Below are 21,983 nucleotides of genomic sequence, written 5' to 3'. Positions count from 1 at the left end.
TGTTAATGAATGAAGTGAAATGGCTTTTGGGATAAGCTCACCAATTATGGTTCTCAAACCATGATTTACTTTTCTAATGATAATCGATTTACAACGATGCCAACCAGTTAAGTGAGGTCCGTTACTCCGCTAACAATTCCCTTGTGGAAAAGTACTGGTACGATGCAAACGGCCAGAGAATCAAGAAACAGAACTCCGACAGCGAGTTCACCTATTACATTAACAAGTTCTACGAAATTGATAACGGCACATCCACCAGCCAATTCTTCCGCGACGACGAACGCGTAGCCAAACAAACATCAGAAAGCATGGAGTGGTACCTTTCAGACCACATAGGTAGCACTTCCCTGATGGTTGATGAAACCGGACTTGAGGTCGAACGAACCGATTACTTCCCATACGGACAGGTTCGGTCCGGCGGTCTTGAGAAATACGGATTTACCGGACAGGAAAATGATGCCGATACCGGGCTGATGTACTACGGTGCAAGGTATTATTCGCCTGAGTACAGGGTTTTCGTTCAGCCGGATACGATGCTTCCTGATCCGTATAATCCGCAGGCGTTGAACAGGTATTCTTATGCGCTGAATAATCCGGTGAAGTATACTGATCCGAGCGGGCACTATGTTGAGACTGCCATTGATGTAGCGTTCCTTGCAATGGACATCAACGACATCCGCAGCGGGAATGCTGATAAATGGACCTACATCGGTCTTGCTACTGATGTTGTATGTGCTCTGGCGCCGGGTGTGACAGGCGGAAGGCTTGGAGTTCAGGCTCTGGAGGAAACGGTTAATCATGGTGATGAGCTTGCAGACTTCTTTAATCGGATGGATAAGGTGGCGGATACAGAGAAGAAAGTGGATAATGCGATTGATACTGAAAAAACTGTTAATCATATTGACGAAGGAATACTGAACAAATGGTCAGCACAAAGTTCCAAAACAGTTGAAGATAGTTTGGATTATCATTATGAAAGACATGTATTGAGTAGAAATATCGATATGAGTATGGAAGACTACACAACTAATGCCGAAAATTTATTTAAACAATATGATAAAAATAATTTGCCGGGAAATGCGAAAATAACAGAAACTAGGTTAAGTGACGGGACTACAGGTATCAAAATAGTAACTGGACCTAAGAGTAATAATGAAATGGGTATTTTTACAAAAGATGGAAAAATAGTTTCATATCATCCTAAAAATCCCAACAAATAGAGGTGTAGGTATGGAAAAACTAGAGGAAATAATAGATGTATTGGATCAAATGAAAAGTATAATTCGATTTGTACATCTAGGAGACATTCCAGAAGATGATCTTAAAATTGATTTTTGGGCTGAGTTAGACCTAGCATCAGCTGATGTATATGGAATTCTCACAAGGTATAGAGATGTAAAGTCTTCAAAAAAAGTGAAAAAAGAGGAAATTGATTTTTTAGTTTCAGAGAGGCTAAAAAATCTCAAAGATTTAAGCGCAAAAATAAACCTTGAAGATTATCCACATATGGAAATTAATTTTTTAGTCATATCTCATACAATTAAACTATTAGAGACATATTATAAATTAATCGATGAAAACAATATGGATTGAGAGACTAATTCTCTGTAAAGTATAAAAAAGATTTTGAAGAATACATCAGGGAAAATAAATTATTCCCTGATGCTTATCAATCTTTCAAATCGTACACTCTGCATTGATCCTGAAATACGGTTATGTCAGGTCATATCTTTATTTAGTAGCATTCTCATCGCCCATGCTGAGTGATTCGATTGGTTTATCCATGAATCCATAAGAGATTGGAAACTCTTTAAATCTACCCTTTATGAAGTTTTTTTATTGCTTATAATCTCCTCTTGAATTGTTTTTTACAACCAATGTTTCAGAGAAACATCCGAAAGCATGGAGTGGTACCTCTCCGACCATATAGGCAGCACTTCCCTGATGGTTGACGAAACCGGGCTTGAAGTCGAACGCACCGATTACTTCCCATACGGCCAGGTCCGGTCAGGCGGTCTGGAGAAATACGGGTTTACAGGTCAGGAGAACGATGCCGATACCGGGCTGATGTACTACGGTGCAAGGTATTATTCGCCTGAGTACAGGGTTTTCGTTCAGCCGGATACGATGCTTCCTGATCCTTATAATCCGCAGGCTTTGAACAGGTATTCTTATGCATTGAATAATCCGGTGAAATATACTGATCCGAGCGGGCACTATGTTGAAACTGCCATTGATATAGCGTTCCTTGCAATGGATATTAATGATATCCGCACCGGGAATGCTGATAAATGGACCTACATAGGTCTTGCTACTGATGTTGTATGTGCTCTGGCGCCGGGTGTGACAGGCGGAAGGCTTGGAGTTCAGGCTCTGGAGGAAACAGTTACTCAAGCTGACAATCTTGGTGATTTGTTCAAGTTGCTGGATAAGACGGCGGATGCAGAGAAGAAAGTAGATAATGCTCTTCAATCCCACAGGCGGTTCTATAATTCTGCTCCGCAACGCTTACAGAATTTAGCATCGCTGTCATGCCCCTCAAAACTGCAATTTTGACACACCTTTCCTTTAAGGTTTCTGCTTGCATAGGTCATCTCGGATGTGACAATACCTGTCGGAACCGCTATGATGCTATAACCTATTATCATGATAAATGACGCCAGTGCCTGTCCGAGATTCGTCTCAGGGACTATGTCCCCGTATCCTACGGTTGTAAGTGTTATGATTGCCCAGTAGATGCTCCGGGGTATGCTGGTAAACCCGCTCTCTGCCCCTTCAATAACGTACATCATTGAGCCCAGTATCACCACCAGGTTCAAGACAGTAAACAGGAACAGGGTTATTTTTCGCCGGCTTGCACGTAAAGCTCTTATCAAGAACTCAGCTTCTCCAAGATACTGGACAAGTTTGAGCACCCTGAAAATCCTGAGTAAACGTAAACTCCGGATCACCAGAAGATACCGGCCGCCTGGAAGGATCAGGCTGAGATATGTCGGGAGAATCGCCAGCAGGTCTATGATGCCAAAAAAACTTGTGGCGTATTTGAGGGGTCTCCCAACACAGATCAGGCGCAAAAGATACTCCACTGTAAATAGTATCGTGAAAATCCATTCCAGTGAATAAAACAAACCGCCATATCTTGCTGCAATGCTGCTTACGCTATCAAGCATAACGACAATGACGCTCAGCAGGATGGTAAGAATCAGGACTTCATCAAAAATCTTTCCGGCGGGAGTGTCGGCTTCAAATATTATCGTATATAACGTATTTCGCCAATTACTATCATGCGGCCTATTTTGCGGGTTATCTTTCACTGAAGCAGCCATTGTTAACATCCACGCAGCAAGAGTTTGATATGCAATCTAACTTTTCGAAAATTCAGTTATGATGCAACATCTTAAAAAGCAGTTACATCCCCCTATGTTTCACACTATAATAAGTATTTACTTACAGTGGGTTAATATTATAGTTAAATAACAGTTAAATACATCAGGTTTTTGACCTGTTCTCATAATATTGGAACTTCCAAAATTATGATTGATGTGTTCTCTTTTCCCTTTTCCTTTTTCCTTTTCCTCTTTCCTTTTCCTCTTTCCTTTTCCCTTTCTTCTTTCCCTTTTCATTTGTTTCTCATGTTTTCGTTTTTGCGAAGTTTTTTCTATTCTGCCATGATTCTGTAAAGGGAAAGTTGCATTATAGGAAATTTACATCAGATGAAACATATCCATTAATATAAAGAAAATGATATAGTATATCCTGTACTTATAGAATTTCTCAAGCAACCTGGTTTCTGTGGTGATTTCCAATTTTGTTTGAAGAGGTGTTCTTATGAACAGCAACACAGCAGTTAGAAATCTTGGCATAGGACTGACAGTCACAGGCTTAATCTTGCTGGTGGGATACGCCCTTTATGATATTTTTACCACAGAGTCCAGCCTCATCCTTAAAATATCTATCACGGCAATTGTAGCAGGTATAGGGCTGGTTTTATTGATCCTGATAAAGGAAAAAATGAGTGTCAAGGATAAGGAGATTGAAAGGAGATACTAGGTGAGAACATGATAATCGCAACTACGGATACAATAGCAGAAAAGGAGATCATACGTACCCTTGGAATGGCCCGTGGCAGTACCATTCAGGCCAAGCATATTGGTAAGGATATTATGTCAGGTCTGCGCAGCGTCGTAGGGGGCGAACTGACAGAATACTCCGAGATGCTTGAAGAAGCAAGGGAGAAGGCGATCAACCGCATGGTTGAGGATGCCGAAAAGATGGGAGCCGATGCCGTGGTAAATGTCAGGTTCATGACCTCCATGGTAATGGCAGGAGCAGCCGAGATGCTTGCATACGGAACGGCTGTAAAGATAAGGGATAAGGAATAATCAAAGGAATAATCATTGTTCCTCAGGGAATAAGTCTTCACTGCGCAGTTAATAAACAACCGGAGAAGGCTATTCCTGTTAAGCAGGCTTTAGTTTATGAATATTTTCAATTCGGTGGCTGCTTTCCTTTTTTAGTAAACTATTCAATTAGATCTTTTTAATCCTGTGAGGTATATATAGTACCTTCAGGGCACCAAAAAAGCTACAAAAAGAGGAAAATCGTTTTTTACAGGGACTCTGCCCCACAGGAGCAGAGCCTCTGCTCTTTTTTCCGGCAGGAAAAAAGAAAAAAAGATTTGTTTTTAAATCATTACAGTCGATATCAAGCGACGTGGATGTAAGTGTCCACAAGTCTCTTGATTTCTTCTGTCTTACCGTAGAGTTTCTCGCTCAGCTGGTAGTCATTGAAGGCTTCAAGGCCACCAATGATTCCATCGAGCATGCCCTCGGTAAAGACATCGTACTGCATGAAGATATCCTTCTGTTTCTTCAGGGCCTGGGCGGACTCGTAGCAGGAAGCAGGGAGGTGCTCAAGTTCGGCAAGCCTGTCCTTGTGCTCGTCCTTGAAGATGTTTACACTGATGTACAGCTTCTTGGAAAGTTCAAGGGCATTGTCCATCTGGAGACCGTGACGGGTACCGACACAGAGCCCTGCGAGGAGGAGATAGACGTCAGCAGAACCGTCAGCTGCACGGAACTCGTAGGTCTGCTTGCTGGAGTGGTCCTTGAGTTCTTCGCTGTAGTTCGGGTTTGCGATGGTGATCATCTTGCTTGCTTCCCCGGACCAGCCGAGAGGCACACGGATAAGGGCAGAGCGGTTCCTGTCTCCCCAGCAGATATTGGTTGGAGCTTCCTGGTGAGGTACAAGACGCAGGTAGGATGTCGGGATCCTGTTTCCGAAAGCAGTGATTGATCCGGCAATATCCAGGCAGCCAACGATTGCTTTCTTTGCGGCATCGGTGAGCTGTCCTCCGTTCTCGACGGTTGCAGTCTTGCCATCTTTCATGAGCTTCATGTGGATGTGTAGTCCACTGCCTGCCTTTCCGACGGTGATCTTCGGGGCATAGCTGACTGAAACACCATACTGGGCTGCAAGCATCCTGAGCACCCATTTTCCGATGATCAGGCGGTCAGCAGCATCCTCGAGGCTTGTGGTCTCGAACTCGATTTCGTTCTGCTCGTAGTAGTACTTTTCATCGGTAAAGTTTCCGACTTCAGAGTGTCCGTATTTGATTGATCCGCCAGCTTCGGCGATTGCGAGCATGGCATCTTTCCTGAGCTGGTCGAACTTGGTGAAGGGGCCTGCTTCGTGGTAGCCTCTCTGGTCAACAGCCGGGAAATCAGTATCAATCTGTTCTTTGTCGCTGATGATGTAATACTCGAGTTCAGCCATTGCATTTAACTCGTACCCGGTTTCTTCCTTCAGAACAGCATGAGCCTTCTTCATGATGTTTTCAGCAGAGCTTGCAAGGGCATTTCCATCCTTGTCGAAGTAAGAACAGAGTAAATCAAGAGTCGGGATTTCCTCAAACGGGTTTACAAAAGCAGTTCGGTATTTCGGGACGACGTAAAGGTCGCTTGAATCGGCTTCTATGTATTTGAAAAGACTGGATCCATCCACTCTTTCTCCGGTAGAAAGCACGGTGTCAAGGTGTTCTTCATTTCTGATAACGAAGCTGAGGGCTTTGAGCCTGCCATCTCCACCAACATAGCGGAAGGTCAGCATCTTAATGCCGTTTTCTTTGATGAACTTTATGATGTCGTCTTTGGTGAATTCGTTTGCTGGCTTCTTAAGGTACTGTACCAGGCTGTTCGGATTCAGTTCTACAGATGATGTTTTCATTGTTATCCCTTCTTATTGATTGAAATATGTTTGATTGGAATATTCGAGTATTCAAAGCCTCATTTCAATAATAATATTGTTCAGGCTTAATGATTGCCGTATTAATCGTAATTTAGTAAATTTCTGCCTGACTAGGAAAGAGATAACTTACTGCGGTCTATATAAAGTTTTCTCTTTTTTATTTTTTGGATGAAATATAAACAGCGGATAATCATCATGGGCTTGTTCGGCATAATTCTGTTTTTCGGACAGATGGACAGGAGAAAATAGGGTTTTTGCCCAATAAATATATTGGACGAATGCAATATAGATATTTAATAAATATAACCATAACAAATTATAAGATTGGTGGGGACAGCCAGAGATTTCAATATGTTTTCTATGGCAGGATTTTCTATGGCAGATTTTTGATTATTCCATAAGGGAGAATGGAGGAAAAGTATGGAAACTTATAATATTCCAGAGATTGCGAGGAATGTTTTTGGTGTCGGGTCAAAAGACTGGAACCGCAGGATGTTCGATTCTTTAATTCCTCTGCCAGAGGGTACCAGCTACAATTCTTATCTCGTAAAAGGCGAGAAGAAAACAGCCCTCATAGATACCGTGAATCCGGGTTTTGAAGAGGAACTAGAGGTAAAAATCAATATGGTCTCGGACCTGGAAAAACTGGATTACCTGATAATGAACCATGCCGAACCGGATCATGCCAATGCAATTCGATTTATCCTTGAAAAGGCTCCGAATGCCCTATTTGTAACAACTGAGAAAGGAGTGAAGATGGCCAGGCTCTACCATGAGCTGCCTGAAGCCCGGATCAAAATCGTTGCTGAAGGAGACAGTCTTGATCTGGGAGGAAAGACCCTTCGTTTCATAGAAGCACCCTGGCTCCACTGGCCTGAAACAATGTTCACATACCTGCCTGAAGACAAAGTCCTTTTTCCATGCGATTTTTTCGGAGCTCATACAGCTCAGGGCATCTATGATGAAGATATCGAAGAGCTTATTCCTTTTGCAAAACGCTACTACGGGGAAATCATGATGCCTTTCGGGAAAATGGGGGCCAGAGCTCTTGAAAAGATAAAGGACCTGGATATCGAAATTATTGCCCCCAGCCACGGGCCTGTTTACAAAAACCCGAAGAGAATTATGGACCCATATGCGAAATGGACTGCAGGAAAAACCGAGAATAAAGCCCTTATTGTTTATGTGAGCATGTGGGGCTCAACTAGAGAGATGATCCGGACAATTGCAGAAACCTTGCTAAAAGAAGGAGTGGATGTCAGGATGTATGATCTTGCAGTCTCGGATATAGGAGATGTTGCAAGAGAACTGGTTGATTCCCGTGCTCTTATCCTTGGAGCGCCGACAGTTCTTGGAGGCATGCACCCGATTGCCCTTTACGGCACGTCTCTGGTAAAAGCTCTCAACCCACCGGCAAAGTATGGGGTTGTGCTCGGGTCCTTTGGCTGGGGTGGAGGGGCGCTGAAGCAGGCAGGAGAAATTCTGGCTCCTTTGAAAATGGAGATTGTAGGAACCCTTCAGGTGAAAGGCAAAGCTAGTGAAGAAGACTTAAAAAGAGTAGAGGAAATAGGCAGAGAACTGGCTCAAAAAATGAAAGCATGACTCCGTGAATTGCAGGAGGAAGAGTTCTGCCTGAAGAATCCTATCAGGAAGAACTCTAAGGCTCTTCCACGTCAACAAGATACGGTTAATCTGGCTGATGGGTTAATCTGGCTGAGAATCCTTATGAAATTTTTTCAGTAGCATGTGCAAATATCCGTAAAAGGAAATGCCTAAAATTGCCCCCCATAAAGGCAGCAGGCTTTCAGCTCCTGCCCATCCTCTTAGAGCTGTCAACAAACCTGCACTCAGCAGAGCTGTCAGCTGAGCTGCCTGCATCCGAAGAGGATCTAAAGGAATTCCTGTCATGTCCCCTCCGGATTTTATTTTTCTGGAGCTAAGGACAATGGGAATAAAAAGGAGAGAAACTGTTAGCATGAATAAGCCTGATTGAATAGCCGAAAAAGTGCTTTCTATATCCAGAAAAGTGCTTTCTTGTCCTGCAGCCTTTAAGAAAGCAAGTACTGAAACTATAAAGGCCGCTCCTCCAAAGATACGGTTGTGACGATTGGGTGCAGGAAGGAAAGAGTCCAGTAAAAATGCAAGTGAAGTAAATAAACCAAAAATCCAGTTTCCTTGCAGCGAAATCCAGCTTGAAAGCAGAAGTACCGCAAGAGAATCGGAAGTTTTTGAAGGCATCCCGGTACTTCTGTTAACTATACGAATAAGCAGGAGTTCCAGGAAGAGACCAAGCAATAAAGGAGAAGGGAAAAATAGAAAGCCTGTGCAGCCCAAAAAAGCTGCAAAAAACGCAGAGAGTTCGTTGTCCGGGTCCAGTTCCCTTGCAAACGCCCAGGCAAGAAATACCGATGCTCCTGCCCTTAAGCCGGAGTAAAAAGCTGCGGAAATATCTCTTCCCAGGAAAAGTTGAAAACCTGAGATTCCAAAGAGGAAAAGCAGGGTAATTATCACAATCGCCCTGTTTGTGGGATAATCAAGGTCTATTGAGCGAGTAAGTGAACTTAGCCTTTCAACCTTCATTCTTACCTCTGCGAGCTGAACATGTATAACTTTTGTGAAAATGTTTAACTTTTGTGTTTATTATCCGGAATTCATAAATAGAATTTCATCTGTGATATAATTATTAAAGTTAAACATAATTAGGGAAATTATGATTTATGGAAAATAAGGCTTTATATGGAAAATAATTTTCGAGAACATAGCGCATAGAATATAGTGCATAATAGATCTGTTTAGTAGGTCTGGTTATAGGCTTTTCCGGACCTGGTCTTTTCAGCAGGCCCGAGGTTCAATTTTCAAGATTACCTTCAGGTCCTGATTTCAAGTTTCAGATAAGGAGTTTTCTTACGAAAAAGGGGTTTTCTTATGGAAAGGGAATCTGAACTAAAAAGGGACCTGAGTTTACCGGAAATTACTCTGGTAGGAATTGGCAATATTCTTGGAGCCGGGATCTATGTGCTGATGGGAAAAGCTGCAGGACTTGCAGGCAATATGGTCTGGTTTTCCTTTCTGTTTGCAGGATTTACTGCTGCACTTTCCGCCCTTAGTTATATGGAGCTTTCTTCAATGTATCCCCGAGCAGGGGCGGAGTATGAGTTTGCAAAAAGAGCTTTTGGAGAACGTACAGGTCTATTTGTAGGGCTGCTAGTTATCTATTATGTAGCAATTACCGGCTCTGCGGTTGCTCTCGGCTTCGGAAGGTACTTCAGTAACCTTTTCGGGGGTGGAATTATAATAGCGGCAGTAAGCCTGTTTATTGTCCTCAGCTTTATCATGGTTTACGGCATCAAGGAGTCCGCACGGCTGGCTATTCTCATGACTTTTATAGAACTTTCGGGACTTCTGATTATTATTTACGTGGGAATTCCTTATCTTGGTACGGTAAATTATTTTGAGACTCCGAACCTCTCAGGAGTCTTTGAGGCTTCTGCCCTGATTATTTTTGCATTTCTGGGTTTTGAGGATATTGTGAGATTATCCCAGGAAACAATAGATGCAGAGAAAACAACTCCAAAAGCTTTGCTTATTGCCATCTTCGTCACTGTTTTCCTCTATATTTGTGTGGCAGTAGCTACTGTAAGTGTGCTTGATTTTCGGGTTCTCGGAATTTCAGATATTCCGCTTGCTGATGTTGCGGCGGTCTCTCTTGGGAATAAGGCTTTTATCCTTCTTTCCTGGATCGCGCTTTTTTCCACAACGAACACCGTACTTGTGGTTATGCTTGGAGGGTCAAGGATTGTCTACGGCATGGCAGACGCAGGTTCGCTTCCGAAAATCTTCGCACGTGTACACCACTTCTTCAAGACTCCCTGGACGGCAATTTTCGGAATTACATGCTTTTCGAGTCTGTTCATCCTCCTCGGAGACATAACAACGGTAGCAAATATTGCGAATTTCATGATTTTTATTGTCTTTTTTATAGTCAATATTTCCCTCATAAGGCTCCGATACACCGACCCGGGAAGAAAACGCCCTTTTAGAGTGCCGTTCAGCATCGGCCGTTTGCCCCTGTTTCCGGCTCTTGGTGCTCTATCTGCTGTTTTTCTTTTTTCCCAGATCAGTAAAGAAGTCATGGTTTACGGGTTTTTCCTTGCAGGGATAAGCGTACTTATAGTGCTGCTTAAAACCAGAAAAGAGTCGGCTGAGATTCCGGCTGGCTGATTTTCTTTAATTCTATTTATCTTATAGTAAATCTCACAAAGACATAAATATTATTTATACAGTTGATTCAAACAAAGGCATTTGAGCTAATTATAAAAAACCAAATTAGAAGATATTTATATAAATAATGGCTTAAAAAAGCTTTAATATTTATTTAGTCACTCAAAAAGTGTTTTTTTTCTTTTTTATAGGATTAAATTCCTTCTTCAGGTTTAAACGGCGCCTGTATATTTCCGGAACATACAGGTGTTTCTGGAATGTTCCATAAATAGAAATGGGCTTTTAATGCTTTTAATAAGCAAAAAAAGCATATATATAGATTTAATTGCTTAAAAAAGAATAATTAGGCTTTTTTCCAAGATCTGACGATTTATATTGAATATTTTTCGATTTTAGTTATTATTGGGTCTTGATATTCAACAAGAATTAGTTTTATATACATAAAATCCAATTTGATTCGTTTTATTTCAGGGATTATCTATATTATAAATTATAAATCTCAAAACTGAAATGAATCCGAAATATACTAAAAATTTATAAACAGAACTACCTAAATATAACTAAACAGCTTTTAAACAGATTTGCCACTCAGACCATAATAAAGTTTCAGTTCTGCTTACAAATAATTTCAGGTTAAAAAAGGGAGTAGATATGAGAAAAGAGCCTTATGAGTTCCCACTGGAGGATTTCATTCCAAGAGAAGACTTTAACAAAATAAAGAAGTTCTCCCGGGATAAAGAAACACCATTTCTGATCATCGATCTTCAGAGAATAGAGCGAAGTTATGACGATCTTGTAGAGCACATGCCTTTTGCAAAAATTCACTATGCTGTAAAGGCCAATCCTATGGATAAGGTAGTGCTCGCTCTGAAGAACAAAGGTTCCAACTTTGATGTTGCAACTGTTTACGAACTTGATCAGTTGCTAAGGCTCGGGGTAGAGCCCGAGAGGATAAGTTATGGAAACACGATCAAAAAAGAAAAGGACATAGGTTATGCCTATGAGAAAGGAGTAAGGCTCTTTGTTACTGATTCAGAAAGTGATTTGAAAAAGTTAGCCCGAAAAGCTCCCGGCTCAAGGGTTTTTTTCAGGATTCTTACAGAAAGTGATGGTGCAGATTGGCCACTTTCTAGAAAATTCGGCTCCCATCCGGACCTGATATACAAACTAATTATGAAAGCCGAAAAGCTCGGGCTTGAACCTTATGGGCTTTCTTTCCATGTTGGTTCCCAGCAGAGGGATATCGGGCAATGGGACAATGCAATCTCCAAGTGCAAATACCTTTTTGAAGCAGTGGCCGAAAAAGGAATTCAGCTGAAAATGATCAACCTCGGTGGAGGCTTCCCCGCAAAATATCAGGCTCAGGCCCACGACCTTGAGACTTATGCCAGTGAAATCCGCCGCTTTTTGCATGACGACTTCGGAGAAGAACTTCCCGAAATCATTATCGAGCCAGGGCGTTCTCTGGTTGCCGATGCTGGCATAATCGTAAGTGAAGTCGTTATGATCTCCCTGAAAGCCAGGTTCAACCAGTACAAGTGGGTTTATCTTGATATAGGAAAGTTCGGCGGCCTTATTGAGACCCTTGACGAATGCATCAAATACCCCATTTTCTGTGATAAAAAAGGATGTGCAGAAGAGGTCATCCTTGCAGGCCCCACCTGTGACAGCATGGATATCCTCTATGAGCACCATAAGTATTCATTCCCTCATACTATGAGAGAAGGTAACCGTGTATATATCTTCACTACCGGAGCTTACACCCAGAGTTACTGTTCCGTGAATTTTAACGGCTTTCCACCTCTCAAAGCCTACATTATTTAAAGGGCAGATGCCCTTACTATTTTTTGTTTTTCGACTGACCGCCAGATAAGTTAGCGGAGGCGCTTATATTTACCTGTGGATTAAGATGTGGTTCTGGAGTCAAAAATAGGTACTCAGGCCACCTGGGGACGTTTCCGGCATTAAGTTTCTTTTAATAGCATAAAGGAAGTGGGAAACTGATATTATGTGAAATAACAGATTGCTGGATTGATGTTTTATCAAACAAACTACAATCTGGTTATCAGATGACGTAAGTGCTGTAAATGAGAGTTATAAAAATACTTTTTTATTATATTTAGGTTAAAATATTCAACGCCGTTGAAAGTTTAATCGCAAAGAAAATATATGGTCAATTTGAAAATTTGAATTAAAAAAGGTTTTTCGGGTCGGTGATGATATATATTACCGCATCGTTATAAAAGATAATAGATTGAGAGTAATAGGGTTTCCTCTCAATCTAGGGTTGGATCGCAGGTAGGGATCTCGAGAATAGGGACTCGACCCCTACCATCTACTTCTGAACAAATAATTAATTTTAAACAAAATTCTCAAAAGACCTTTACTTCAGAATTAATTTTCAGTAAGACTTGCTCTTTTTTATAATGTATTTATTTTAAATAAACCTTATGACCGTTCCTAAATGTCTAAATTTCTAAATTTATTATATATTGTGCTCATCAGGTATGCGCGATAACACATATGCGTGGTCTTTTGCCAGGTCTTAAAATTGCCTTTTCTTGTTGAAACAATAAGTCCAGAACTCTTGCGAGATAAAGACCGCAAAATAGTGAGTTTGCCCGAAATAAGGAAAAGGTAGGTAGTTCCGGGCAAAGAAAATAAAGATTCGGTAAAGGTTTTTTTAGTTAAAAGACATTGAATTTTTTGAACTTTTATCTCCTGCATATTTCCTTTTCCATATGCTCTGTTTATTATTCTACTTTAACGGTTTCTACTTTAACAGTAGTGTTGTTATGCATTGTATCCCTCAGCCAGGTTGACATTTACATATACTACGGCTTCATTAGTGTGCCTGTAGGCATAGTCATCCGTAATTTCGGGCAGCCGGTCTGCTTCAGCCTGAGAGGTTACCACAGTACCTGCAGGGATGTATCTGCCGTCAGGGATAGTTACACCAATTGCTGCTGATGTCGGTTCAAGTACACAGTTGTTTCCTACCTTAGTCTTGAAAACGAAGGCCTGCATGCCAATGAATGTGTCATTTCCAACAGAGGCAGGGCCGTGGATCTGGGACTGGTGGGCAAGAGAAACCCTTTCTCCAACGTAAACTGCGTATTTTTTACCGTCAACCTCAACCAGATTCTTTTCCACAGGCTCGCCTTCCTCATCAATCGTCTCAAGGGCATGGAGCACAACTCCGTCCTGGATATTGGTCTCGTCTCCAACAAAAATCGGCATGCCTTCATCGCTCCGGACTGAAGCCATCGGGGAAACCATTACACTGGCGCCTATTGTTACATCACCTATTACTGCTGCCTGGGGGTGGATGTAGGCAGTTGGGTCAATAATCGGTTCGGTTGGTTCGGGATTCCAGGGAGTCACAGGATTTGCCTGGATGTTCGAAACCTCGCTCTCAACCTCTGCTTCCACACTTTCGCCTTCTTCTATTTCTCCGCCCTGCGAGACACACCCGCTTACAGCGAGGGTGAGTGCCAGGGATAGAAGAAGAGCCATAAAGATCCTGTTAAGTTTCATAGAAGTCCTCCAATAACAGCGTGAAGAGTATAAATTATTTAGACATTTCTATTTTTATTTAAAAATAGATAAAAAAATAAATGTAGAAATATTTTTATCTGGAAACTGGACGTGCAAACATTTTCAATATAACTTATCAGTAAGCTCAATTTATCTGGGTCTTTATCAAATCCAAAAAGCCTTATATTTAAAAGATATAGAGGATGTTATGGAGGCTGTGCTTCAAGTTCCCTGGAAATTAATAGTTTCCGACCTGCCTGTATTTTCGGTGCTCGCAGTCTGGAATTTGTTTGTTCTCCTTGTTATCTCAAAAAAAGTGTACGAATCTTCTCTAAAAAAGGGAAGGTCAATCAATTCTTCAATATACTTTTCCAGAAAAGCAATCCATTTTTTAGCAGGCGGGTTGACGGCAATGCTGCTTCCCTTTGTTGCTCACGAGCCTATCCTGCCGGCAGTGATGGCTTTAGGGCTTGCTCTTGCGACATATGTGCCGCATAAACTTAACAGGCGGATGTACTGGTTCCAGGACCCGGAAAACATTTATGATGTGGATTTCACATTGAGCTGGGGATTGATAGTGTTTTTTACCTGGTATATTGACAGGACTTTCTGGCTTGGAGTGATTCCGGTGCTTTTCATGGCATATGGGGATGGGATTACTGGAATAATAAGGAACCTGAAATACAATAAAAGGACAAAAGCCTGGGAAGGGACTGCAGGTATGCTCGTGCTGTGCATAATTATCGGCGCAAAAATGGGGATGGCAGGAGTTCTTGCAGGAATAGTATGCTCATTCGTGGAAAGAATAGAAAATATGGACGACAATATCACAGTACCTGCAGTTAGCTTATTTATTCTACTCGGAGCTTACTATTATTTTCCTTCATTCACCATTTCTCTCTATTGATGTTTTCAGTATCCTTTACTGAAAGAATCTCCTAAATAATCGTTCCTTATTATCTTTCAATATTATCTTTCAATATTATCTTTCAATATTATCTTTCAATATTATCTTTCCTTTCTTGAAAGCCTGACTTGAAAGCCTTTATGTTTTTAAATTATTCAGAATCAACAATCTAAAAGTTCTTATATCTTTGAGTGTAATATATTAAAAAATAGAGTGTGTTAGGGGATAAGCTATCTAAAATATTAATAGGGGAATTTGCAGATTTTCATGCTCTAAATTAAATGTTCACATAATAGAACTTCAACTTACTAAATCACTAACTTTCTAATAATAACATTGTACAAATAATTATTTTTTAATGGCTTACAATATATATTAAAAATAGCCTGAAATTTTTCAAGATTTATAGATGGGTCTTTACATTTATTGGGGATGGAAAGAAATGAATGAGAATACAAAGAATTTGAAAAAGAAGGTAGAACGCTCTGTTTTCGCGGGGAACAGGGCAGCTGCTGCAAAAGATCTGGGGGAAACCGGAGACCCTGATGCGGTTCCCATTCTACTTAAAGCACTTGAAGACTCCAGCCCGAAGGTAAAAACTGCTGCTGCAGAAGCTCTGGGAACAATTAATGACCCTGAAGCGGTACCGGAGCTGACAAAAATGCTTGCCGATCCTGAAAGTTCTGTCAAAAAGACTGCAATAATTGCTCTCGGAAAAATAGGCACGCCAGAGGCAGTTTCCGGAATTGTTAAAGGGTTCAATGATTCGGATAAGTTCGTACAGAAAGAATCGGTAAAAGCTCTGATGAGAATTGGGTCTCCAGAAGCTGTTTCAGGGCTTACGAAAACTTTTGGTTGTTCAGATAGCCCCCTGAAAAAAATCTCAATAATGGCCCTTGGGAAAATAAATACTTATGAAGCAGCCTGCGGGCTTATAAAAGCGCTTGAAGACCCGGATAACAGGGTAAGGCAGCAAGCTGTCGAAACCCTTGGAAAAAGAGGCAATCCGGATGTCCTTACAAATCTAATGGAAACACTGAAGGATTCAAGACAACCAGTACAGGAGGCGGCATCAGAAGCCCTCCGCAAAATAATAGGTGCATCAGAATCAGTACCCGTTCTTGTAAAGGCACTGGATTCTTCTGACAGAAACGTAAGAAAGGCTTCAATAGAAGCTCTCTGGAAAGTAGGCACACCTGAAGCCGTTTCCGCCCTTTTGAGGGAGATTGATGATTCAGATTGGTATCTGAGAAGCCGGGCTGCGGATGCACTTGCGGATATCGCTTCCCCTGAAGCCGCTCTGGGCCTTGTAAAAGCCCTTGATATCTACGATGGTCCTGTAAGGAAAATAATAGTAAGTGCCCTTGGGAAAATCGGGACGATTGAAACCGTTAAAGGTCTGGTTAAGGCCCTTGATGACACTGACAATTCGGTCCGGGAGGCTGCAGCTCTGGGACTTGGAAAGACAGGAAAAACAGAAGCTATTCCAGGGCTTTTGAAAGCTCTCCATGATACAAAAAGTACTGTGCAGGAGGCGGCGGCAGCATCACTTGGAGACCTGAAGGCAAAAGAAGCTGTTCCTGAACTGATAAAAGTCCTTGAAGACCCTGAGGCTTTGATACATAAAGCGGTAATCTCTGCACTCGAAAAAATAGGCACGCCTGAAGCAATTTCAGGTCTTGCAAGAGCACTTGAGAATCCTGACACTGCCGTAAGAAAAGCTGCATCAAAGGCTCTCGAAAAAGTTGAGAAATCCGGCATTGCACTGGAAAAGGTAAAAAGCATCGGAAATTCAAGCTTCGAGGTTTCGGAATAAGGCAAGCAATGCCAGAAAAGAAAGGGAGAGGAGTATGATACTCTATCTCTCTATCCATTCCCTTTATATTGGTTTCTGTATCATATCTGATGTAGTTTTGAGGGGCTTCCTTCAGAAGCCTTTTCGATTTTTTCGGGACTGATATGCTCCTTGCATGGATTTTAGAGTATTTGCATGGAAATTCATAAAGAATACTTGATAAAATTAAATCCCTTGGGGACAGGAAAGTGTAAAAGAATCAGTTTGTAGCAATAGAAAAACAAATACAGAAATACCCAGAAAGCTATTTTTTAATTTTCGGATATTCGAGAATGCAAAAAATGGTTTATAGATAAGATGAAAAAGGAAGGCCTGAGTTAAATATCCTCTTTTTATTTTCCTTTTCCTTTCTTATCTTGTTTCTTATCTTGTTTCTTATCTGGTTCTTTTATTTTGTCTTTTGATTCCTTAACTTCCTCAACTGGTTTTTTAATTTTGTCGTTCGTTTCCTTATCCATCTTTTCGCGTTTTGCTGCCTTTTGTTTCTTGGTTGCCAAGTTATAAACCTCTGGTTATTTTTTTTACAAATTAATAATTATAAAACAGTTAGGTACTATAAATAGTTTCATCTTTTGTTCAATATATTCTCCGAGTTTTCTGTATTCTCTTCAAATTGTATGGGAAAAAGTAAGTTTCACATATTTGCTGAAAGTTTAGAGAATCGAAAAAGGGCAAATTTCATACAGAAGCCGGCAAAATAAGGCAGTGTGACATACAGGAGCATACATTTCAGGATAAGGAAGTATCACAGGAACAAAAGGCAAGAATCGAAGACCTGAAAACTCAGGTCCAGGTACTTTATGATCAGCTGCACACCAAGGCTGAGCAGATAGAAAAGCTAAATGAGAATATTCATAAGCAGGCGGTTCATATTCAGAGCTTGATACAGGATAACAACAGGTTAAATATTAAGCTGCTTCCGGAGAAATGCGGAAAGTAATAAGACATGGAGGGAGTATTGGTAAGGAAAATATTTAACGGTATTCAACATTTAAAAAAACATGATAAGTTCTGTTATAAGCTCATCTGCTGTAGGTCCCTCTAACCAAATCATACGGGATCACTTATTGTATTAACTCTCGTCTTCATTTTGACATTCTGCGTATTCTATTTGTTTTTCGTAAAAGAAGAAAATGAAATTGTATAGGTTAACAATAAAATTTTTATTTGAGCTCGTCCCAAAACCAATTTCATTCCTAAATCAGTAAAGTTTCAGAACTGTTTTTCATGATCCGAAACTCGATTGATTATTCCAAATTCAGGATTCTGAGAAGTTATTTTGAGTTTTAGGGTGAGTTCTAAAAAATAAATAAAAATGAAAAAACATTATATGAGGACCGTTTTCACAAGTCCTCAACTGTGCTGCCGCATGAAATCTGCCAGTTCTTAATCTTCTTTACGGTGACCTTTATAAGCTTCGCAAGCTCAATTGCATCGGCTTCTATCAGGGCTTCTATGCTGTTTATTCCTGCTTCTTCGAGTTTTCCTGCGGTTGCTTTTCCCACGCCTTCGATATCCTTGATGGATTTCGGTCTTTCCTTTTTCGGCTGCTGGGCCTGCTCTTCCTTCTGGGTTTTCTGCCACTCGATGAAATTACACTGCGGGCAGCCAAGGTCCCAGGCTCGTTTTCCCTGATTGATTATGCGGATATGGTGCAGCCCGTGAGTCTCGCAGGACTTATCGGTGACAATGATTTGCCCGCTCTTTGGCAGGGGCAGGGAGAAAGTGCAATTAGGGTAATTGCTGCAGCCTATGAAACGGCTTCCCCTCTTCGAACGGCGGATCATCAGGTCGTTTCCGCATGCTGAGCAGGTGCCTATTATTTTATCTTCCCTGAGGCCTGCCTGCAGGGACTCTATGATATTATCCCTGTTTTTGTCGAGTTCCGAAAAGACCTGCTTCAGAATCTCCCGGGACTCTTCAAGGACAGCCTCCTCCTTGATTTTGCCCTCTGCAATCAGGTCCATATTTTCTTCAAGCAGCTTTGTCATATCCGGTTTTGTAATCGTAGGGGAATACTTCTCAAGGGTATCCATTACGGCAAAAGAAGTATTTGTGGGCTGTACCGGGTTTCCGTGGATATAAGCCCTGGAATAGAGCTTACTTATGATCTCGTGTCTGGTAGCCTTTGTGCCGAGCCCCAGCTCTTCCATTATATTGATTAGCCTGCCCTGCCCGTAACGTCCAGGAGGCTGGGTTTCCTTGTCCAGCATCTCTTTCTTTATTACTTTCAGGGGATCTCCTTCCCTGAGTTCCGGAAATAGCCTGTCTTCAGGGGCATTGTAGGGATAATACCAGCGCCAGCCGTGTTCCAGCAGCCTTGCTCCGTTTGCCCTGAACTCTTCCTCCTCAATATCGAGTCTCAGGCGCAGAGTCTCCCAGGTGCTCGGTCCGGCAAAGGTTGCAAAAAAGCGCCTGACCACAAGCTCATAGACCTTCCATTCCTCTTCTTTCAGGTCAGTTTTCTTTGCAAGGGACGCCGGATAGATAGGAGGGTGGTCTGTTGTTTCTTTTTTCCCGCGCGTGGGGACAAGTTCGGCTTTCTCAAGCAGGGCGTTTGCATACTCCTTAAAAGGCCCTTCCTTAAAAATCTCAATTTGAGCCCTCAAATCCAGAGTATCAGGATAAACCGTATTGTCTGTCCTTGGGTATGAAATGTATCCGTTAGTATAAAGGGATTCAGCTATGCGCATAGCATTTGAGGGGCTGAGCCCTATAGAGTTTGCCGCGTTGATAAAGCCTGTAGTATTAAATGGGGTAGGGGGCTGGTCGACCTTTGTCCCTTTTTCTATTTCCTTTACTTCCGCTTTTTTCCCCAGTTTTTTGAACACCTTTGCAGCTTCCTCTTTGTCCAGGAAGCGGCGAGTTGAGTGCTGTGCGGAAAAGGTTTCTTTTGATGCGGTTTCAAGTTCAGCGTGGATCTCCCAGTAAGGAGTCGGGACAAATAGATTCCTTTCCTTTTCCCTGTCAACAATAAGTGAGAGGGTCGGCGACTGCACCCTTCCTACCGAGAGGAACATTTTCCCAAGCCTGCCAGCTGACAGGGAAATATAACGGGTAAGGGCTGCGCCCCAGACCAGGTCAATGACCTGCCTTGAATGCCCGGCGTCTGCAAGATTAAAATCAACATTTGTGGGATTTGCAAAAGCGGCTTCGATTGCTTTCGGGGTTATTGCACTGTAGCGGACCCTGTCAAAAGGGATATCCGGATTTACCTTTTTTATGATATTGAGGGCTTCGACTCCTATCAGTTCTCCTTCCCGGTCGTAGTCAGTTCCAATCGTGACCCTTTCTGCTTCTTTTCCCAGGCTCTTTAAAGCAGTCACTATCTTCCGGTTAATTGGAGTTGTTGTAATCTCGGCGTCGACCAGGGCTCTAGCATCAACTTTCTGCCAGTTGTTATACTCTTTTGGAAAATCTATCCCGACAATATGGCCGGAAAGCCCTACCACTGCAGTCTCCTGCCTGGTTTCGCCGGATCCGATCTCGTACCGGTATACATCTACTCCGCTGACTCTTTCCTTCTTAGGACTTTTTGGAGCCAGAATCGCAGCTATCCTCCTTGCTGCTATATTTTTTTCCGTTACGATAAGGTGCATTTAAAACTCCGGTATAACTTTTCTTGTAAGTACAGCTTTCATTACATTTTGTGGAGGAATGCTGGCGTACCCCTAAATTTATGCCAGTCTGAGTCGAAGCCTGCCTCCTAATTCTTGAAGTTTCCTTTTGCAATATATATTTTTGGATCAAATCTCTAAATATTCTGATATCCGTAATTATAATCAGGTTCAGGTATTCCTGATTTACCTGTTTTTCCTTTTTACCTGACTATTTTTACTCCGAATTTTTACTTAAGGTTTTCACACTTCTTCTCTATATCTCTTCTCTATACCTCTTCTCTATTTTTCTTTATTCCCTTCTTCAATGAGTCTGAAAGCAAGCTCTACAGCCTCCCGCGGGCTTTTTGCGCTCTCTGTGCCTTCGATTTTCCATCCGGACTCAAGCAATACCACCGGCTTTCCCATCTTCAGGCCAAGAGCTATTTCCGAAAGAGTCCCATATTCCCCGGAAATCGCAATAAGAGCATCTGAGGACTGGGATATAAGGGCGTTTCTGGCATGCCCCATTCCGCTGAGAATGGCTATATCTATCCAGGGATTTGCTTCCTCCCGAAGTGCTCCGGGCAAAATTCCCAGGGTTATTCCTCCTTCCAGTTTTGCTCCACACGCTGCTGCTTCCATTACTCCTCCAAGGCCTCCGCAAAGAAGAACAGCTCCCCTTTTTGCAATCTCTTTTCCCACAGCTTCTGCAAGGGCTCTGGTCTCACTGCTGCAGGTCCCGGCTCCTATAACCCCGATCTGCTTTCTTACTGACGTTTTCACTGTACATAACTCCTTTTAGCCCTTTTAGTCCTTTTAGCCCTTTTAATTGAAATCCGGTCAGATTGCGCTCCTTTATTTGAGTGGCTTCGGGATAATTGCTTTTCTCTCCGGGATAATTACCTTTCTCTTTTGCCTTTCTCTTAAATGTAGCCGCCTTCAGATGTAATGGCTCTGCATTTCCACAATTTCAGTGCTGTTTTTTGCGGTTGAATACTCTTCAAGCGGTTCCCTGTTCAGTTCAAGGAAGCTGTGCCCCCAGTTAAACTTGGACATGACTTTTTCGGCCTGCTCTTTATATCCAAAAATGTACAGGGATGCTGCAAATGCCTCTGCAGAATTGAGTTTGAAGGGCCTTCCGAAGTTCACAGGATTGCCTGCAAGCAAATAGGGAAGAGCTCTGTGTTCAAGGTGTAGCTTTTCCAGTTCAGGAAAAACCCTTTCGACTTCTTCCCAGGAGCAGTCAAGTACAATAATCCCCTTTCCGGGGTTATCGGCAGGAGATAAGGCCTTTTCTGCCATAGGGTCGAGCAGAATCGCTGAACGAGGCAGCCTTGAAATCCTATCGTACATATGGGCAAGGTCAAAGCGAGCCATTTTTCTTCCTGTGCACTTTTTCGGGTCACACTGCCCGGCATGGTATATATAAAGGGGAATATCCCGGTTTTTTGTCGGATTCATCACTGATCCTCTGGAATATGGGATTCTATTTAAACAGTTTCCTTGTTACTTGTTTCTTTGTTTACCTGTTTTTCTCTTTTATATGTTTCTTTGTTTACCTATTTTTCTCTTTTATATGTTTTCTTGTTTACCTGTTTTTCTCATTTTCTTTGTGTGT

The 21,983-nt window shown here is 41.9% G+C and carries 19 protein-coding genes; 10 read left to right on the top strand and 9 right to left on the bottom strand.

Translation table 11 applies throughout. The features are described from left to right. The first annotated feature begins 143 nt into the window (after positions 1-143). The 3 genes from EO92_RS16760 (at position 144) to EO92_RS16755 (ending at position 2,556) form a co-directional block, all read left to right on the top strand. A complete protein-coding gene (locus EO92_RS16760; protein ID WP_052734356.1) occupies positions 144-1,220 on the top strand; it encodes an RHS repeat-associated core domain-containing protein in 1,077 nt (358 codons plus the stop codon). 10 nt (positions 1,221-1,230) lie between these two features. Beyond that, positions 1,231-1,593, top strand: a complete 363-nt coding sequence (locus tag EO92_RS12440; protein WP_048171998.1) for a hypothetical protein — start codon at positions 1,231-1,233, stop codon at positions 1,591-1,593. A 309-nt stretch (positions 1,594-1,902) separates the two neighbouring features. Next, entirely contained in the window at positions 1,903-2,556 is a 654-nt protein-coding gene (locus EO92_RS16755) for an RHS repeat-associated core domain-containing protein (RefSeq protein WP_052734355.1), read from the top strand. On the opposite strand, the gene EO92_RS17235 is transcribed toward EO92_RS16755, so the two are convergent. Then, positions 2,487-3,326: an ion transporter gene (locus tag EO92_RS17235; protein ID WP_048171996.1), complete on the bottom strand. Its 840-nt coding sequence runs from the start codon at positions 3,324-3,326 to the stop codon at positions 2,487-2,489. The two genes, EO92_RS16755 and EO92_RS17235, sit on opposite strands and share 70 nt — an antisense overlap. 117 nt (positions 3,327-3,443) lie before the next feature. After that, entirely contained in the window at positions 3,444-3,623 is a 180-nt protein-coding gene (locus EO92_RS12425; RefSeq protein ID WP_048171993.1) for a hypothetical protein, read from the bottom strand. Between the two features lie 205 nt (positions 3,624-3,828). On the opposite strand from EO92_RS12425, the gene EO92_RS12420 reads away from it, so the two are divergent. Beyond that, positions 3,829-4,050: a hypothetical protein gene (locus EO92_RS12420; RefSeq protein ID WP_048133461.1), complete on the top strand. Its 222-nt coding sequence runs from the start codon at positions 3,829-3,831 to the stop codon at positions 4,048-4,050. A gap of 8 nt (positions 4,051-4,058) precedes the next feature. Further along, entirely contained in the window at positions 4,059-4,382 is a 324-nt protein-coding gene (locus EO92_RS12415) for a YbjQ family protein (RefSeq protein WP_048171990.1), read from the top strand. A 322-nt stretch (positions 4,383-4,704) separates the two neighbouring features. On the opposite strand, the gene EO92_RS12410 is transcribed toward EO92_RS12415, so the two are convergent. Next, entirely contained in the window at positions 4,705-6,225 is a 1,521-nt protein-coding gene (locus tag EO92_RS12410) for a glutamine synthetase family protein (protein ID WP_048171988.1), read from the bottom strand. 441 nt (positions 6,226-6,666) lie between these two features. Between EO92_RS12410 and EO92_RS12405 the strand changes: the two genes are divergently transcribed. Beyond that, on the top strand, positions 6,667-7,848 hold the full coding sequence (locus EO92_RS12405; RefSeq protein WP_048171987.1) for an FprA family A-type flavoprotein: 1,182 nt from the start codon (positions 6,667-6,669) through the stop codon (positions 7,846-7,848). 102 nt (positions 7,849-7,950) lie between these two features. Here EO92_RS12405 and EO92_RS12400 read toward each other — a convergent pair whose 3' ends face one another. After that, positions 7,951-8,826 carry a hypothetical protein gene (locus EO92_RS12400; RefSeq protein WP_048171985.1) on the bottom strand — a complete coding sequence of 292 codons (876 nt, stop codon included), beginning with the start codon at positions 8,824-8,826 and terminating at the stop codon, positions 7,951-7,953. Positions 8,827-9,171: 345 nt separating this feature from the next. Between EO92_RS12400 and EO92_RS12395 the strand changes: the two genes are divergently transcribed. Together EO92_RS12395 and EO92_RS12390 are read left to right on the top strand one after the other, a co-directional pair. Continuing rightward, on the top strand, positions 9,172-10,467 hold the full coding sequence (locus EO92_RS12395) for an APC family permease (protein ID WP_048171982.1): 1,296 nt from the start codon (positions 9,172-9,174) through the stop codon (positions 10,465-10,467). Positions 10,468-11,118: 651 nt separating this feature from the next. Beyond that, a complete protein-coding gene (locus tag EO92_RS12390) occupies positions 11,119-12,291 on the top strand; it encodes a type III PLP-dependent enzyme (RefSeq protein WP_048171980.1) in 1,173 nt (390 codons plus the stop codon). 969 nt (positions 12,292-13,260) lie between these two features. On the opposite strand, the gene EO92_RS12385 is transcribed toward EO92_RS12390, so the two are convergent. Continuing rightward, a complete protein-coding gene (locus EO92_RS12385) occupies positions 13,261-14,004 on the bottom strand; it encodes a carbonic anhydrase (protein WP_048171978.1) in 744 nt (247 codons plus the stop codon). Between the two features lie 208 nt (positions 14,005-14,212). Between EO92_RS12385 and EO92_RS12380 the strand changes: the two genes are divergently transcribed. Both EO92_RS12380 and EO92_RS12375 read left to right on the top strand, forming a co-directional pair. Further along, complete coding sequence (locus EO92_RS12380) at positions 14,213-14,911, top strand: hypothetical protein (RefSeq protein WP_048171976.1); 699 nt, start codon at positions 14,213-14,215, stop codon at positions 14,909-14,911. Positions 14,912-15,353: 442 nt separating this feature from the next. Further along, positions 15,354-16,727, top strand: a complete 1,374-nt coding sequence (locus EO92_RS12375; protein WP_048171974.1) for a HEAT repeat domain-containing protein — start codon at positions 15,354-15,356, stop codon at positions 16,725-16,727. A 371-nt stretch (positions 16,728-17,098) separates the two neighbouring features. On the opposite strand, the gene EO92_RS17870 is transcribed toward EO92_RS12375, so the two are convergent. The 4 genes from EO92_RS17870 to EO92_RS12360 form a co-directional block, all read right to left on the bottom strand. Beyond that, a complete protein-coding gene (locus tag EO92_RS17870; RefSeq protein ID WP_156161045.1) occupies positions 17,099-17,263 on the bottom strand; it encodes a hypothetical protein in 165 nt (54 codons plus the stop codon). A gap of 846 nt (positions 17,264-18,109) precedes the next feature. After that, a complete protein-coding gene (locus EO92_RS12370) occupies positions 18,110-20,365 on the bottom strand; it encodes a DNA topoisomerase I (protein ID WP_048171972.1) in 2,256 nt (751 codons plus the stop codon). A gap of 300 nt (positions 20,366-20,665) precedes the next feature. Beyond that, a complete protein-coding gene (locus tag EO92_RS12365) occupies positions 20,666-21,148 on the bottom strand; it encodes a TIGR00725 family protein (protein WP_048171971.1) in 483 nt (160 codons plus the stop codon). A gap of 156 nt (positions 21,149-21,304) precedes the next feature. Continuing rightward, positions 21,305-21,826: a DUF367 family protein gene (locus EO92_RS12360; RefSeq protein WP_048141018.1), complete on the bottom strand. Its 522-nt coding sequence runs from the start codon at positions 21,824-21,826 to the stop codon at positions 21,305-21,307. Positions 21,827-21,983 lie beyond the last annotated feature (157 nt).

Origin of the sequence: Methanosarcina sp. 2.H.A.1B.4 (genome assembly GCF_000979385.1) — an archaeon.
Classification (GTDB): Archaea; Halobacteriota; Methanosarcinia; order Methanosarcinales; family Methanosarcinaceae; genus Methanosarcina.
Note: the sequence above shows the minus strand (reverse complement) of the source record. Positions and strands in the feature narration are given on the sequence as shown.

Bases quoted from the DNA above. Each gene is read 5' to 3' on its own strand.
- EO92_RS12405 (WP_048171987.1), top strand. From the start codon at position 6,667: ATGGAAACTTATAATATTCCAGAGATTGCGAGGAATGTTTTTGGTGTC.
- EO92_RS16755 (WP_052734355.1), top strand. From the start codon at position 1,903: ATGGAGTGGTACCTCTCCGACCATATAGGCAGCACTTCCCTGATGGTT.
- EO92_RS12400 (WP_048171985.1), bottom strand. From the start codon at position 8,826: ATGAAGGTTGAAAGGCTAAGTTCACTTACTCGCTCAATAGACCTTGAT.
- EO92_RS12375 (WP_048171974.1), top strand. From the start codon at position 15,354: ATGAATGAGAATACAAAGAATTTGAAAAAGAAGGTAGAACGCTCTGTT.
- EO92_RS12370 (WP_048171972.1), bottom strand. From the start codon at position 20,365: ATGCACCTTATCGTAACGGAAAAAAATATAGCAGCAAGGAGGATAGCT.
- EO92_RS12385 (WP_048171978.1), bottom strand. From the start codon at position 14,004: ATGAAACTTAACAGGATCTTTATGGCTCTTCTTCTATCCCTGGCACTC.
- EO92_RS12395 (WP_048171982.1), top strand. From the start codon at position 9,172: ATGGAAAGGGAATCTGAACTAAAAAGGGACCTGAGTTTACCGGAAATT.
- EO92_RS12425 (WP_048171993.1), bottom strand. From the start codon at position 3,623: ATGAAAAGGGAAAGAAGAAAGGGAAAAGGAAAGAGGAAAAGGAAAGAG.
- EO92_RS12380 (WP_048171976.1), top strand. From the start codon at position 14,213: ATGGAGGCTGTGCTTCAAGTTCCCTGGAAATTAATAGTTTCCGACCTG.
- EO92_RS17235 (WP_048171996.1), bottom strand. From the start codon at position 3,326: ATGGCTGCTTCAGTGAAAGATAACCCGCAAAATAGGCCGCATGATAGT.
- EO92_RS12390 (WP_048171980.1), top strand. From the start codon at position 11,119: ATGAGAAAAGAGCCTTATGAGTTCCCACTGGAGGATTTCATTCCAAGA.
- EO92_RS12420 (WP_048133461.1), top strand. From the start codon at position 3,829: ATGAACAGCAACACAGCAGTTAGAAATCTTGGCATAGGACTGACAGTC.
- EO92_RS12440 (WP_048171998.1), top strand. From the start codon at position 1,231: ATGGAAAAACTAGAGGAAATAATAGATGTATTGGATCAAATGAAAAGT.
- EO92_RS12410 (WP_048171988.1), bottom strand. From the start codon at position 6,225: ATGAAAACATCATCTGTAGAACTGAATCCGAACAGCCTGGTACAGTAC.
- EO92_RS12415 (WP_048171990.1), top strand. From the start codon at position 4,059: ATGATAATCGCAACTACGGATACAATAGCAGAAAAGGAGATCATACGT.
- EO92_RS12360 (WP_048141018.1), bottom strand. From the start codon at position 21,826: ATGAATCCGACAAAAAACCGGGATATTCCCCTTTATATATACCATGCC.